We start from the raw sequence: 13,266 nt of genomic DNA on the forward strand, positions 1-13,266 counted from the left end.
GGCATGAGCCGACAGCCCCCAAGCGCTGACCGTGGGCTAAACTAAACGGCATTGGCCCGGCGCCTCGCAGAATTGCAGATGGCGCTCGCTCACGCTCAGCATGCCCTGCACCATGACGATCTGACGGCCACGCTGAATCGGCGTGGTTTCCGCCGCGCCTGCGACCTGCTGCCAACCGCCGGTCCGCATGTGGTGCTGTCGTGCGCGATGGTCGATCTCGATGACTTCAAACTGATCAACGACACCTACGGCCATCCTGTCGGGGACGCTGCCTTGACGCACTTTTCCGCGATGCTGCGTGCACAGTTGCGACCTCAGGACACCGTCGCCCGCTTGGGCGGCGATGAGTTCGCCGTGCTCCTGGCCGACACCCGGGGCGGTGACGCCGTACGCATTCTGTCGAGGGTTCAGGACGAGCTGCAGCGCAATCCATGCGGCGCATTGCCCGCCCAGTTATCGTTGATATTCTCGGCCGGTGTGGCTGAAAGGCTTGATCATGAGCCGCTGGCGTGCGCACTCGCGCGCGCGGACAACGCCCTGCTCGAAGCAAAACGTCGCGGCAAGGGCAGATTGGTTCGGTGTCCGGCGAGCGGATTCATCACGAACGCCGTTGCGCCAGACGATCTCCGGACCTAGCCGCCCACCATCAGTGGTCTGAGAAGAGCTGCTGGAGGCTCCTACGTCTCCGGTTCCGTTTCGGGCGCGTCCGAGAATTCGAGCAAGCGAGCCGGGGGACAACCCAGAGCCTTGGCGATGATGCAGATGTTCATGATGGACACGTTCCGCACCCCACGCTCGACACCGCTCATGTAGCTGCGCGCCAGTCCGCTTTCCAGTGCCAGCCGTTCTTGCGAGACACCTTGCGAGCGCCGCAATGCTGCAAGGTGACGGCCAAAGCGCTTGAGGGGGTCGTAGCCTAGTTCCATAGTGTCCCGTATCCGAAAAAATGCACACTATCGGGACACTCACCATGATTCCACGTCCTATACGATCACGCACTATGAGTTTCATGCTACAGTACACACGATGATCACGCCGCCGTAGACACGGCGGCGTCTGCGAATTGCAGCAGTCGAACTTCGGCGCCTCATGCTTCCCGTACTCGATCGCCTCCGCAAGATGCCCTTGGGATCGCCGCGCAATCGGCTGCGCGTAGGGCAATTTACGCTCGCATTTGATGACGGGGTCCTGGTCATCGAGAACGTCTCTCTCTCCCACATGAACTCGGGCCTGATCCCGGCCACCATGCAAGTCATCATCGGCCGGCGCAGGCTGATCATCGACATGAAGCCCCATTCGGCCGGATCAGTTTCGCTCGCAGCCACACCGGAAGAACTGCTTGCAGCCGAGGCCTACTTCCTCCAGCACGGCTTTGCCGTCCGGCACGATTGAGTAATCGCTGCGTGGTCAAGGCTAGTCCCACAGGGCTCCGGGCTTATCCAACACCGGTCACGGGAGCGGAACACGGACCGCGGCTTCCGTTCCGGCGCTGCCTCCGTAGCCGGCACAAAGGGCGCGTATTCCGGCCGTGCAGCGATCCGCAAGCAAGGGGATGGCCGCACTCACCGGCCGCTATTGCGCGCTCAACTGGTAACTTAACGGGATGAACAAGCGCGATACCTCCGGTGCCACGATATTCGTCCCTGAGTGTCGCAATCCGTACTCCACCGAACGGTCGGTGGACGCCAGAACCGAGCGCATCTCCCGGTTGCTCGCCCAGGCACCGCTGTTTGGCGGTCTGGTGCAGTCCGAGATCGTCCGCTTCACCTGCGGGGTACGTGAGCAAAAGGTCGGCAGGGGCTGCGTCCTGTTCCACAAGGGCGACCCATGCCATGGCTTTCACCTGGTGCTGACCGGGCAGATCAAACTGGCTTTCATCTCCGCCAACGGCAACGAGAAGGTCGTCGAGATCCTCCGCGCCGGCCAGACCTTCGGCGAGGCGGTGATGTTCATGGACAAACCCTATGCGGTGACCGCCCAGGCACTCACCGACTGTACTCTTCTGCACATCTCCCAGCGGGTGATCTTCGAAGAAATGGAGCGTGCGCCGCTGTTCTGCCGCAAGATCGTCACCGGCCTGTCGCAGCGGCTGCTCCGCCTGCTCGACGATGTCGAGTTCTACTCGCTACGTACCGGCCGCGAGCGCATCATCAGCTACTTGCTGCGCGAGGAGGAAATGGGCGGCAGCCCCACCCCGACAGGCCGCGTCAGCGTCCGTCTGCCGACCAGCAAGAGCGTCATCGCCTCACGCTTGAATCTGACTAGGGAGTATTTTTCGCGGATCTTGCAGGAACTCATCGAATCCGGGCTGATCGCAGTGGAAGGCCGCACGATCCACATCCCGGACATCTGCCGTTTGAGAAAGAGCCTGGACTGAACACGCGCCGGGCATTCGACTCCGAGGACACAACCACGCCAACCGCCGCGAATACGGAAGACGCTGCGCGTGTCCTCGACTGCAACGCCTGCGTGCCCCAACGCATCGCCTGCGATCATTCCCTCCCCTACGGCCGTCAGCAGTTGACTTTCAAGAGCCGCCAGCGGTCAACATGCGCTATCCAATGACAAACGAGTCTGCCAAGCTTGTCGCCGACACGCTCGCGCTAGCGGCCCGGCACGGCTTGCATTTGGTGGGCGCTGTGATCTTCAACGAGACGGGGCTCGACTTTCGGGTCGGGTTTGCGACGGATACGGCGGGACGGCGCTGGGTTCTCAGGATTCCCCGTCGCGACGACGTGCAGCCCAAGATCGAACGCGAAGCACAAATCCTGGATTTCGTGAGGCGCCGGCTTCCAGTCGAGGTTCCGGACTGGCGGGTGCGGAGCCCTGATCTGGTGGCCTACCCCATGTTGACGGACCCCATGGCGCTCGTCTTCGACGCCGACACCCATGCCGTTACCTGGAACATCGATCAGGAAGCCGAAACCTATGTGACAAGCCTCGTAGAGGTGCTCGTGGCGTTGCACGCGTCACCTGTGGCGGAGGCGGTGGCGCTCGACATACCTGCCTACTCTCCGGAAGAGGTACGGCTCAAGGTTCACCAGGACATGGAGCGCGTGAAGCAGGAGATTGGCATCGCGCGGGATTTGGAAGCGCGGTACCGGTGCTGGCTGGACAACGACAAACTCTGGCCCGATTTCTCCGTTCTCACCCATGGCGATCTCTACGTCGGGCATGTCACCGCTACGGCCGATGCACGCGTCAGCGGTGTGATCGACTGGACAGAGGCGGCGATCAGCGATCCGTCAATCGACTTCGCAGGCCATCTCGCGGCCTTCAGTCCGGAAAGCTTGGAGCGACTCGTCGCCGCCTACGAACTCGCCGGCGGCCGTACCTGGCCCGCCATGGTGGAGCACATCAGGGAGCGGCACGCCGCTTCGCCGATCAAGTACGGCATCTTTGCGATCAGCACGGGTAATGAGCAACACCTCGCGGCGGCCAAGTTCCAGCTTGGTGCGGGATAGGCGAGTGACGGTTGGCCGCAGGCGCACGGATGGGAGGCGCTCCGGGCCGCGGCAAGCCTTCCGTCGCCTCAATTGCCAACCAAAGGCGCCAAGGGTCAGGGCAAGAGCGTTTTTCACCCACAGATTCTGTGGATAACTCCGGCAGAAAAGACCCGGATCCTCAGGAGATGCAGGACGTTGCACCTTGCGCTTAAAAAGCAGGCACGCCTTCGGGATTGGGTCCGAAACAGCGGCTGAACGGGGCGCCGCACCTGGTCCTTCGCGGTACCGTCCTGGTCTGGCTGGTCCGTCTGGAGCAGGTTGTTTAGTAACGATCGATACCGCCCGGGGGACCAAGACTGCCCAAGGTACCGGGAAGAGGTCCGGCAGACTCGACGCCCCGGGCAGAAAGCTCGACGTAGCCAGGCTCCATGCCAAAGACCTCGACGCCGTGGGGGACGGCCCGCCCAGTGGTGACGGCGACGCGCCGTGGCGCCCCGTTCATGTCGGCCCGGTAGACGACGAAAGTGCGTCCATCATCGCTCCGGCGAAGGGCTTCGGCCGGCACCGCCAAGCCGCTTTCCGCACGATAGGTGACGATCGCCAGCCGCGCGCTCATCCCCAGGCGCACCCGCTGGCGCTGCTCAGGAGACAGCGGATCGATGGCAACGGTAATCTCGTAGGTCGTGCCGCCACCAACGTCGGAAGAGATGCCCTGCACGCCGATGGTGGCGATACGTCCGCCCAGAATGAACCCGTCGAAGCCGTCCCCGGTGATCTGTACCGGCATGCCTTCGCTCAACTGGTGGAGATCGGCTTCTTCGACGCGAGAGACCGCCTGGATCTGCTCAAGGCTCGCCAGTTCGTAGAGTGGCATGCCCGGGGTGACGCGCGTACCGGCTTGCACCGGCGGCGCATTGCCGCTGCCCTCAGCCCTCTGCGGACGCAGTACGATGCCCGTAAAGGGAGCGTGGAGTTCATGTTGCGCGCGTAGCTCCTGCAGGGCGCGGTAGCGCGCCTGGGCGTTGGCCAGTTCCATCCCGGCGATCTGGCGGCTCTCCCCTTCACCTCGGGCCAACGCGGCACGCAGCTCGTTTTGCGAGGCGACCAAGTCGAGCTGCTGCATCTTGAACTGCTGCTCCAGAGTATCGACTTCCATGCGCGCGACGATGCCGCGTTCGAACAAACCGCGGGTATCTGCAAGTTTGGCCTCGGTGTCGTTTAGGTTCAACCGCGCGTTGGTTACGGCACGGCGTGCGCGCGCGACTTCGTCACTTTGCGACCAGTTTTCCATGTCCTGTACGGTACGCTGAGCCTTTAACTTGGCCGCCAGCGCTTCGCGCAACTGAATGTCCAACTGCGTGGTATCAATTGTCAGTAGTCGCTGTCCGCGCTCGGCACGCTCCCCTTCTGCGATGGCCACGTCCCGTAAGACCCCTTCGAATGGGGCGGCGATCGTGTGCCGGCTGGCAGGCTCAATTCGCCCGACAAGGCCGAGGTGATTTTCCAGTGCTCGCGGCTGCACCGGCAGCCACTGGCTGTCGGGCTGTACGGGGGCGGGTTGGCCGTAATAGCTGAACGCGACTGCGGCAGCAATCAGGATCAGTCCTCCGGCAAGCCACCGGCGCCGCGTGCGGCCGAAGCGCTTAGTCGTTGAGTTCAATGTCCCAACTCTCCAAGGTGGTACCCAGGGTCCGGTCCAGCGTGGCCTGGGCATTGAAGTAGGCGATCAACGCGTTGAGGCGGGCGTTCTCGGCGTTGCGCAGGTCGGTCTCGAAACTCAGCACTTGAAAGTTGCTCGAACGGCCTGCCTGCAACTTCTCGCGCTCGATGTCCAGCTTGCGCCGGGACAGGTCGAGCGCGCGCTGGGCGATCTCGTACTGGCGCCAGCGGGTGCCCAGGTCGCGCACAGCATCGCCGACATCGCGCTCCAGCGACTGGAGTGCCTCGGCCAGTCGGATGTCCTGATTCTCGACGTCCACCTTTGCACGCACTTCGGCCTGACGGCGGCTCAGGTCTCCAAGCGGAATGTCGATCTGGATGCCCGCGTAGCCCTCCCAGGTGCGATTCGTGTCGTGTCCGGCCGCGGCCGGAAAGCGGTCGCGGACCTGACTGGCCCCGCCTATCAGCGAAACGTCCCACAGCCGCTCATTGCGGGCGACGATGAGGTTGATCGCGGCCTGCTCGGTGGCGATCAACTGGGTGAGGTAGGCCGGCTGCCGCTCATGCGCGGCGACGAGCGCCTCGGCGAGGTTGACGTCGATCCGGCGGGCTTCCAGCGTGTCGACGGCGTGGACCCGGGTGCCCAGATCCAGGGCGAGCAGGCGCAGCAGTTCCAACCGGCTGGCGTCGAGCTGGTTGGCCGCTTCCTCGACCGCCAGTTCCTGGGTGGCCGCGTCGGCTTCGGCTTGCACGATTTCGAAGGCAGCCATGCGGCCGGCGGCAATCATGGCCTTGTTTGCCTCCTGCAACTGGTACGAACGCTCCAGGGCGCCACGGGCGATCTTCAACTGCTCCTGGGCACGCAGCAATTCCCGGTACGTCGTGATGATCTGGGTGATGGTGTCCGACACGGTGGCCTTCAGGTTCAGCCGGTTGACCTGTTCACTGAGGCGGGCCTGGCGCACGGGGGCCGTGGCCACGTCGCGCCCGGCGCCGCGCAACAGTGGCTGAATGACGGTGAAGGTCGCGCCGTCATTGCGCGTGCGCCCGGCCCGGTCGGCCTGGGTGAGCTGATTGCTCCACGCCAGGCTGAAGCGCGTGCCGATTTCGGTCTGCAAGGTCGTCTGCGGGATGACCTCGGTCTGGCGGTAGCGATCGTCCTGGTTGCGCGTGGAGAGATGCCGGCCGCTGAGCACGAGCTTGGGGGAAAAGCGGTCTTCCTCGACGCGCAGATCGAACTTCTGCGCGATGCGTTCGAGATAGGCCCCCCGGATGGCGCGGTTGCTGCGCAGGCCCAGGAACACGGCGTCTTCCAGGGTGAGCTCGATGGTCTGCTCGCTCAACGACACCGACCTGCCGGGCATGGTCGGCTGCGAAGGTGTCAAGGATTCCGCCCGCGCAACCGCCATGGCAAGGCAGACCGTGAGCAAGCCGGCCAACACGAAAAGGGTCGCCGGAGGACGGCTAGTCATCGCGCAGTGCTCGGACAGGTTCGAGCCGGGAGGCGGTCAGGGCCGGGTGGAGGCCAAAAAACAACCCGATCACCAGGGAACTGACAATACCTAGCGGCAGCGATGGGATCGAGAGCGAGAACATCCAACCGGAAAGCTTCACGAACAGCCAGGCACCGGACAGACCGATGACAGCACCGATCAGTGCTCCGGCGATGGTCAGCACCATGGCCTCGAGCAGGAACAGCTTGGTGATGTCTCGCGGACGGGCGCCCAGCGCCATGCGAACGCCGATTTCCCGCCGTCGTTCGGACACGTTCATGATCATGACGTTCATGATACCGACGCCGCCGACCAGCAGAGAAATGCCGCCGAGCCCGGCAAGCAGATATGAAAACGTCCGCGTCTGTTTCGCCAGCCCGTCGAGCAGTTGCTGTGGAATCTGCACCTGAACTTCCCGGCCCGGCGCCAGCGGGGTGAGGTAGTCGCGCAGCGCCACGGCCGCTTCGCCCAACGTTTCGGTCTGGCGCCCCTTGGCAATGATGCTGTTGATCTCCGCGATCGCGGCGATGCGTCGCATGCCTTCGATGGGAATCAGGACAGCGTCGTCCACCGGCACCGGCACCAACGGATTGCGGCCCTGCTCATCCAGTACCCCGACGACTTCGAAGAGGTAGCCGCCGACCTGTATGCGGTGGCCCAGCGCGACGGGGGTGCCGGTCGCACTCAACTCCCGGGCGGCGTTGGCCCCAAGTACGGCGTAGGTGCTCTGACGGTCGTAAGCGGACAGAAATCGGCCGTGGTGGATTTTGAGATCCAGCACCGCCGCAATATCGGCGGTCGTGCCGGTGATGCTGGCGTTGTGGGTGCGGCCGTTCAGGCGAACAGCGGTCGCGTACAGGATGACCGGCGCAATGTGCAGGATATCGGGCAGCACGCGCGTCACCGCCTCGGTGTCCAGCGTAGCGGGCGCCGGACGCATCTTGACGCCCGGCTGGACGGCGAAGTTTGCGACCAGGATGTCGCTGCCCATGCCCTTGAACGTACGGATCGCCTCGTTGGCCGCGTTGTGCCCGACGTTCAGCAAGGCCACTACCGAGGCGCAGCCGACCGCGATGCCGAGCAGCGCCAGCAGCGAGCGGCGCCCCAGCAGGCGCAGGCTGTCCAGGGGTTCGACCAGGCTCTGTTGGAGCGAGGGGCCGTAGCGGCTCGGCCATCTGTCAAGCATACGGTGCGCCGGCCTCCTGCTCCTGTAGTTGGCCGTCTTTGACGCGCACACAACGCTGCATGCGCCGTGCGATCGATTCATCGTGGGTCACCACGACCAGGGTGACCCCCTGCTCACGGTTCAAGCTCAGCAGCAAGGACAGGATGTCGTCCGCCGTGGCGCTGTCGAGGTTACCCGTGGGTTCGTCGGCCAGCAGCAGCGACGGCTGTCCGACCAGGGCGCGAGCAATGGCCACGCGCTGCCGCTGGCCGCCAGAAAGATCGGCAGGGCGGTGATGGGCGCGGTCGGCCAACCCAACACGTTCGATCCCGTGCCGCGCTGCATGACGAGCGGTTTGGCGCGTGCAGCCGCGGTAGAGCAACGGCAGCGCCACGTTGTCCAGCGCATTGAGGCGGGGTAGCAGGTTGAAGCTCTGGAATACGAAGCCGATGGTCTGGTTGCGTGCTTTAGCACGGTCTTCCGCCGTAGTCTGCGCCATGTCCTGTCCGTCGAGCAGGAAACGGCCGGCCGTGGGCTGGTCGAGCAGACCGATGATGTTGAGCAAAGTGCTCTTGCCCGAGCCCGAGGTTCCGACGATGGCACAGCTTTCGCCCCGACCGATCGATAGCGACACGCCGTCGAGCACCGGCTGGTGCATGGTGCCGTTGCGATAGGCGTAGCCAACTTGTTCGAGTCGTATCAGGTGCTCGCCGGACGGCGAGCAGGCATCGTGGCATGTTCTGTTGGTCGCTGCGTTTTCCATTGCGCGTAAGGCCCCGCAAACTGGCATGATTACTGCTAAACCATGACGCCTACCTATTTCTCTCAAGGGAGAGCGACATGAACATCCAATCCGGCTACGGAGCGCTGGTTTACCAAACCATCAACAACATCACGCTGCAGCAAGCAAGCGGCAGTGTGGCGAAGTCTCCAACTGTCGAAGCGGCAAGAAATGCCGCATCGGCAAATACTGCCGATCGGGTGACCTTGTCCAGCACGGCGAGAGAACTTGCCGCAAAGGAAAGCAATGCAACGCAAACCAGAACACCCGCTCAAGAAAGATTGCTGGCGGCAGCCAGTTCTGATCGGCAAAGCGCCGAGAAAATAGCCAAGGACTTGGCAGACTCAACGAGCACGATATTCTTCGATCTCCGTGATTCTATCCTCAACGGTGGAGAAGTCAGAACGCTGTCCACCTCAGGGCGAATCGTAGGTGACGACTTCATAGCCAAGTTCCAGAGCGACGCTGCGCAAATCGACGCCCAGAGGCGCGCGATCTATGAATCCGAAAAGATAAAAGGAACGGATCCCGTAGAGATCCTGGCCATGATGATTGATTTCACGAACTCGCAGTCCAAGGATTACCTCGAAGCCACCGGTTGGGGGTGGCGGGGCAGCTCGCCACCGGCTTAATTCGCCGCGCCCCATGTAGCCGTCACGGGCAGCCCTGTAACCAGCGACTGCCCGCAACTTCATTGCATCAGTAGACGTAATTGACCGCTACCGTGGAGGTTCCGCCGTACAGCGGCATCATCGTGCCGGTACCGGCAACCCGAGAGTACAGCCTCAGCGGCTGATTGGCCGGGACGCCGTAGCCGGTGAAATTGACGTTTCCAGACGCGAAATTCGTGACATTTGCGCAGAGCGTGGCGCTGTTGTTGCACAGGTATACCTCGAACCCTGCCGGCCGGGGAAAATCGTAGGCCCATGTGTAATACACGACGGTCAGGGTCGCGTTGCTCGGCGGATTCCCCACTACGGGAAATGCCACGTTGTACCAGTAGTTCTTCGAGTAGATGGTCGGTGCCACAGCCGAGCTGCCATAGGAGCCGGCCGCGGCGTTGGCGTATTGCGCGAACGCCACCGCCATCACGCTGAAAATGACCATCAAAACGGAATTGAGCTTGTGCTTGAGCTTCATGTTGCACTCCTTGATTTAACGGAATCACACCTCACGAGACTTGAAGATCGTGAATGAGCGTGCAAGCCTTTCCCACGCACACGCTGACGTCATGTGCACGGAACCTTCGTACCGGGTACGGCAATTGCGGGGTTACTTCATCGTGAACTCGACCGTCCACGCATGCGTGACGTAGTTGATCGAGGTGATATTCGACGTGCAGACGGCACCGCCGCTGGCGTTGTGGGACTTGTTCCACGACGGAATCTTGACGCCACCAGGGCCCAACGCATTCACGTAGGTCGTGGTGAACACGCATGTCTTGGCTCCGATCGTGTAGCGGACGGTCGCAAAGTTCACGTCCGGTGAGAGGAGACTTTGCACCGTGTATGTATCACTTCCGCCGGCGGCCACGCTGGCTATCGGCTTCGGGGTCGCGTTGGCATAAGTGCTCGCTTCGTTGCTGGTGACGATCGAATACACCGCGGCAGGTGAGCCGCTGGTGCCGACATTCTTGAAGGTGACTGCGACCGGCGGTCCCGCGTAGGCCGCACCGGCGGCGAACAGGGCAGTCGCAGCAAGGGCGACGAGCAGAGGCTGGCGTTTTTTCATGATGGACATCTCCAGGTATTGGTCACGGTGTTGTTGCTATGGGTACAACTCGTTCTCTCTGTTGGTATTACCCGTGCTACGCATCGCCGCACGCGGGCGCGGAAAGCGGTGGCGTGTGTGAACGTGCCCTGCCCTGCCACGGGAGCTTCCAACCCGGACACAAGACGCCGGGAAACGAGCAACCGCCGACACCGGACTGCCGTCAAACCCTATGCACCGTGCACACCACTTACCCACAGGACGAATCACGACGCAGGCTGTTTAGTGGCTCTTACATCCAGTAACAAACGGTTTGGCATAGCGCACAGCGGCTGCCGCTCGCTGTACAAGGAAAATGGATATGGAATGGACAGTTGCGAGCAGAACTGGATGCATGACTGGGGAATCCATGCCGGGCAGATAGGCCCACGTGGGAAAGACGCGACGGAGTGCGTGGCCCGCCGGTCACGGTGGTCGCAGGATACGACCGCCGCCTGCGCGAGATCTTTCTCGAGGTGATCCGTGAGGAGCGGGAGCACGGTCAGCCCGGGACCGGCGAAGTCTTCCTCGACAGCAGCATGGGCGAAGCGCAAAAGGCCTGGACCAACATCGTCACCGTGATCGACACGCGGGAACACCTGCGCATCGCGGTGCCGCAAGGCCTGGTCGCTGAGATCGCCTCGACCAGCACCTCAACGTCGGTAACCACATCATCGTGCCCCCGGGCCCCGCGGCCCCTGATGCACGCGCATCTTGATGCACACCACGAACGGCACGGGGCACATCGTCATGGACAGCCCACTCTGGCTGCCACATGGCAATGCCTGGGGCTGGGCGGTCTCGGTGTGCGCTGGATCTACACGAAATGGGCGCCGCCCCGGTGCATCATCAATTCGCTACCGCTGGTCAGCCAAAGCACGCAGAGGGGGAAACGCACAACGCTCACCGCCTCGAGGACATTGCGGAAAACCTGCGAGGCCCGGATCGGAGGTGGCGACCCATGCTACAGGCGCAGGACTGCAGCGGCTGTATCCGGGATGCGAAGTGCGCGGGCAGCATGGCGGCTGCCGATCCGCCTCAGTGTCGTTGTTGAAGTTGGTCGAGCAGACTGCTCAGCCAGACGGGTTGCGATGCGCCCTGTTCAGCCTTGCCGAAAAAGGCATCCAGGATGTAGCGGTTCTGCTCCTGGCCAATGGCGGTCCCGGTGCCACGCCCTGACGTGCCGATCACCTCGTCCAGCGTGATGCCTGCCGCCCGGCCTTTTTCGGTCACGGTCCAGACGCCGTTGACGTTGGTGATGTCCGGTTCGAAGGGTTTGAGCCTGACGTCCTCGGAGGCATGCAGGACGATGTTGTCCTGAATGCGAGTGACCGGAGTGTAGGTGGCGAAGCGGGCATCGAGCGAATGCGCCGCGCCCTCGCCAGAGAACCGGTTCACCATCTGTTCGAGGAATTCGAGGTCACTGGTGTTGCTCAACGCGCCAAAGCCCGGATCGAGGATATGGCGCAGGAACCCCTGGTCCAGGCGGGTGCTGTGGATCGCGCCGCCGTTCAAGATGCGGGACGCGGTGGCGGCATCCTTGTCGTTGAAGCTGACGGTGAGCTGGCGCCCCCGCACGTCGTAGTGGGTGCCGTTGTTGAAATTCAGGCGCAGGCGGCCGTTGTCATGCTGCCGGTAATCGCCCAGCTCCTCGGCCAAGCGGTCCACATGGGTCAGGTCGGCCCCTTGCGCCTGGGCGTAGGTATACATCTCCGACAGCAGGGCGCGATCGGCGCGGGTGAGGAATTCGTAGGGGCTGCGGCCGATGTTGCCGGCGCTCATGCCCTGTGCACCATTGGCCACCGGCGGTTCCTTGCCGCCGAACAGGCGGGAGACCATGAGATCGTATCCGGCCCCGGAGGTGGCGGCGTTCCCCGATGTCGCGCCGGTCGTCGAGACGCCTGGAGCCGCGGTGGAAGCGGCCGCCGCTGCGGTCGTGGAGACGTCGTCGGCCTTGGACACACTCTCCTTGCCGGCGGCGTACGGCCCCGCGGCGAACACCTGGTCGATCAGGCTGGCGGGGCTCCTGCCCTTGCCTTCAGCCCGGTGCGTCATGTAGTTGAAATCGAGGTCGATCAGCTCCTGCAATTTCTCGGCGTAGTCCTCAGGGTACTGTGCCTGCTCGATGGCTGGCAGGCCCTCGTAGTGGGCGAGCACCTCCTTGAAGAAGTTGGTGAGCTTGCCGGTGCGGTTATATTCGTCCATGGCCTGAGCGACTACCTGTCGCCGCCAGACTTGCTCCTGTTCGGCCCCCTCCAGGTAGGCAGCACGCCGCTCATTGACCGTGAAAGTCCCGCTGTCGTCGTAAGCGATCAACGCCAGTTGGTCGCGGGACAGCCCCGCGAACGGATTGCTGCCGTGGCCGTTGACGAAATCGGTGGCCTGTCTGGCGCGGGCCAGCAGTGCCGGATCGTCGGTGTCGGGCACTTCGGCGTCATGCCGTGCCTGATTGAAGTGATAGCTGTCGCCGATGATCTGGTCGAGCAATGCGGTAGCCTTCTGGCCGAGCTCCTTGCGGCTGAGGCTGGCGTCGCGGGCTTCTGCACGCACGGCCGCCTCGTTCAACTGGCGAGCCAGGGGGGAGACGGAGCCGGCGGTGCTGCCGCTGACCGTGGCGGCCGTGTCGGCCGCACGCGCACCGGGGATGGCCTGCGTCTGGCCGGTGGTGGTGCCGCCCAGACGGCTGCTGGAAAGGAAGGTGTAGTTGGTAATTCCGACCATGACGCTGGCTCTCCGTGCTCATGCCGCCACGCGAATTTCCCCTCGGACGGACGCTTCAGTGTAGTAAACGGCAGCGCAGCGAAAAACTGAAATCGTCAAGGGCATTATTTCTAAGGGATAACGTAAAGGAGGCGCCTGGTGGCCGTGCCTCCCCTCGTTGCTGTCAGTAGCTGTAGCGGAAGGTTACCGTGTCGCTACCCAATGCCGTTTAGTTTAGCCCACGGTCAGCGCTTGGGGGCTGTCGGCTCATGC

At 63.1% G+C, this 13,266-nt stretch carries 13 protein-coding genes; 5 read left to right on the top strand and 8 right to left on the bottom strand.

Annotated features, from left to right (window positions below):
- Positions 1–78 precede the first annotated feature (78 nt).
- Positions 79–636 carry a GGDEF domain-containing protein gene (locus tag ACUH78_RS17665; RefSeq protein WP_445334269.1) on the top strand — a complete coding sequence of 186 codons (558 nt, stop codon included), beginning with the start codon at positions 79–81 and terminating at the stop codon, positions 634–636.
- Positions 637–677: 41 nt separating this feature from the next.
- On the opposite strand, the gene ACUH78_RS17670 is transcribed toward ACUH78_RS17665, so the two are convergent.
- A complete protein-coding gene (locus ACUH78_RS17670; protein WP_445334268.1) occupies positions 678–926 on the bottom strand; it encodes a helix-turn-helix domain-containing protein in 249 nt (82 codons plus the stop codon).
- Positions 927–1,089: 163 nt separating this feature from the next.
- Between ACUH78_RS17670 and ACUH78_RS17675 the strand changes: the two genes are divergently transcribed.
- The 3 genes from ACUH78_RS17675 to ACUH78_RS17685 all read left to right on the top strand — a co-directional run bounded on the left by ACUH78_RS17675 (position 1,090) and on the right by ACUH78_RS17685 (position 3,464).
- Complete coding sequence (locus ACUH78_RS17675; protein WP_445334267.1) at positions 1,090–1,392, top strand: hypothetical protein; 303 nt, start codon at positions 1,090–1,092, stop codon at positions 1,390–1,392.
- Between the two features lie 286 nt (positions 1,393–1,678).
- Entirely contained in the window at positions 1,679–2,377 is a 699-nt protein-coding gene (locus ACUH78_RS17680) for a Crp/Fnr family transcriptional regulator (protein WP_445334266.1), read from the top strand.
- A gap of 184 nt (positions 2,378–2,561) precedes the next feature.
- Entirely contained in the window at positions 2,562–3,464 is a 903-nt protein-coding gene (locus ACUH78_RS17685; protein WP_445334265.1) for a macrolide 2'-phosphotransferase, read from the top strand.
- Between the two features lie 304 nt (positions 3,465–3,768).
- On the opposite strand, the gene ACUH78_RS17690 is transcribed toward ACUH78_RS17685, so the two are convergent.
- The 4 genes from ACUH78_RS17690 to ACUH78_RS17705 are packed head-to-tail and all read right to left on the bottom strand — an operon-like array spanning position 3,769 to position 8,526.
- Complete coding sequence (locus tag ACUH78_RS17690) at positions 3,769–5,106, bottom strand: efflux RND transporter periplasmic adaptor subunit (protein ID WP_445334264.1); 1,338 nt, start codon at positions 5,104–5,106, stop codon at positions 3,769–3,771.
- On the bottom strand, positions 5,090–6,577 hold the full coding sequence (locus ACUH78_RS17695; protein ID WP_445334263.1) for a TolC family protein: 1,488 nt from the start codon (positions 6,575–6,577) through the stop codon (positions 5,090–5,092). The genes ACUH78_RS17690 and ACUH78_RS17695 overlap by 17 nt, the downstream gene beginning before the upstream one ends.
- The gene (locus ACUH78_RS17700) at positions 6,570–7,784 is read right to left on the bottom strand and encodes an ABC transporter permease (protein WP_445334262.1); all 1,215 of its coding nucleotides are present in this window, start codon (positions 7,782–7,784) and stop codon (positions 6,570–6,572) included. The genes ACUH78_RS17695 and ACUH78_RS17700 overlap by 8 nt, the downstream gene beginning before the upstream one ends.
- Positions 7,777–8,526 (bottom strand): ABC transporter ATP-binding protein, encoded by a 750-nt coding sequence (locus ACUH78_RS17705; RefSeq protein WP_445334261.1) that lies wholly within the window; start codon positions 8,524–8,526, stop codon positions 7,777–7,779. Before ACUH78_RS17705 ends, ACUH78_RS17700 begins: the two co-directional genes overlap by 8 nt.
- A gap of 77 nt (positions 8,527–8,603) precedes the next feature.
- Between ACUH78_RS17705 and ACUH78_RS17710 the strand changes: the two genes are divergently transcribed.
- Complete coding sequence (locus tag ACUH78_RS17710; protein WP_445334260.1) at positions 8,604–9,176, top strand: hypothetical protein; 573 nt, start codon at positions 8,604–8,606, stop codon at positions 9,174–9,176.
- 67 nt (positions 9,177–9,243) lie between these two features.
- Here ACUH78_RS17710 and ACUH78_RS17715 read toward each other — a convergent pair whose 3' ends face one another.
- The 3 genes from ACUH78_RS17715 to ACUH78_RS17725 form a co-directional block, all read right to left on the bottom strand.
- A complete protein-coding gene (locus ACUH78_RS17715) occupies positions 9,244–9,684 on the bottom strand; it encodes a flagellar protein FlhE (protein ID WP_445334259.1) in 441 nt (146 codons plus the stop codon).
- Positions 9,685–9,816: 132 nt separating this feature from the next.
- Positions 9,817–10,275, bottom strand: coding sequence for a hypothetical protein (locus tag ACUH78_RS17720; RefSeq protein WP_445334258.1), 459 nt, complete (start codon positions 10,273–10,275; stop codon positions 9,817–9,819).
- Positions 10,276–11,331: 1,056 nt separating this feature from the next.
- Positions 11,332–13,014: a hypothetical protein gene (locus tag ACUH78_RS17725; protein WP_445334257.1), complete on the bottom strand. Its 1,683-nt coding sequence runs from the start codon at positions 13,012–13,014 to the stop codon at positions 11,332–11,334.
- Positions 13,015–13,266 lie beyond the last annotated feature (252 nt).

It is taken from the genome of Thauera sp. ZXT1-4 (genome assembly GCF_052598215.2).

What these genes read in the sequence shown, in the direction of transcription:
- ACUH78_RS17665 (WP_445334269.1), top strand. Translation starts at nt 79, where the DNA reads ATGGCGCTCGCTCACGCTCAGCATGCCCTGCACCATGACGATCTGACG.
- ACUH78_RS17670 (WP_445334268.1), bottom strand. Translation starts at nt 926, where the DNA reads ATGGAACTAGGCTACGACCCCCTCAAGCGCTTTGGCCGTCACCTTGCA.
- ACUH78_RS17675 (WP_445334267.1), top strand. Translation starts at nt 1,090, where the DNA reads ATGCTTCCCGTACTCGATCGCCTCCGCAAGATGCCCTTGGGATCGCCG.
- ACUH78_RS17685 (WP_445334265.1), top strand. Translation starts at nt 2,562, where the DNA reads ATGACAAACGAGTCTGCCAAGCTTGTCGCCGACACGCTCGCGCTAGCG.
- ACUH78_RS17695 (WP_445334263.1), bottom strand. Translation starts at nt 6,577, where the DNA reads ATGACTAGCCGTCCTCCGGCGACCCTTTTCGTGTTGGCCGGCTTGCTC.
- ACUH78_RS17700 (WP_445334262.1), bottom strand. Translation starts at nt 7,784, where the DNA reads ATGCTTGACAGATGGCCGAGCCGCTACGGCCCCTCGCTCCAACAGAGC.
- ACUH78_RS17705 (WP_445334261.1), bottom strand. Translation starts at nt 8,526, where the DNA reads ATGGAAAACGCAGCGACCAACAGAACATGCCACGATGCCTGCTCGCCG.
- ACUH78_RS17710 (WP_445334260.1), top strand. Translation starts at nt 8,604, where the DNA reads ATGAACATCCAATCCGGCTACGGAGCGCTGGTTTACCAAACCATCAAC.
- ACUH78_RS17715 (WP_445334259.1), bottom strand. Translation starts at nt 9,684, where the DNA reads ATGAAGCTCAAGCACAAGCTCAATTCCGTTTTGATGGTCATTTTCAGC.
- ACUH78_RS17720 (WP_445334258.1), bottom strand. Translation starts at nt 10,275, where the DNA reads ATGAAAAAACGCCAGCCTCTGCTCGTCGCCCTTGCTGCGACTGCCCTG.
- ACUH78_RS17725 (WP_445334257.1), bottom strand. Translation starts at nt 13,014, where the DNA reads ATGGTCGGAATTACCAACTACACCTTCCTTTCCAGCAGCCGTCTGGGC.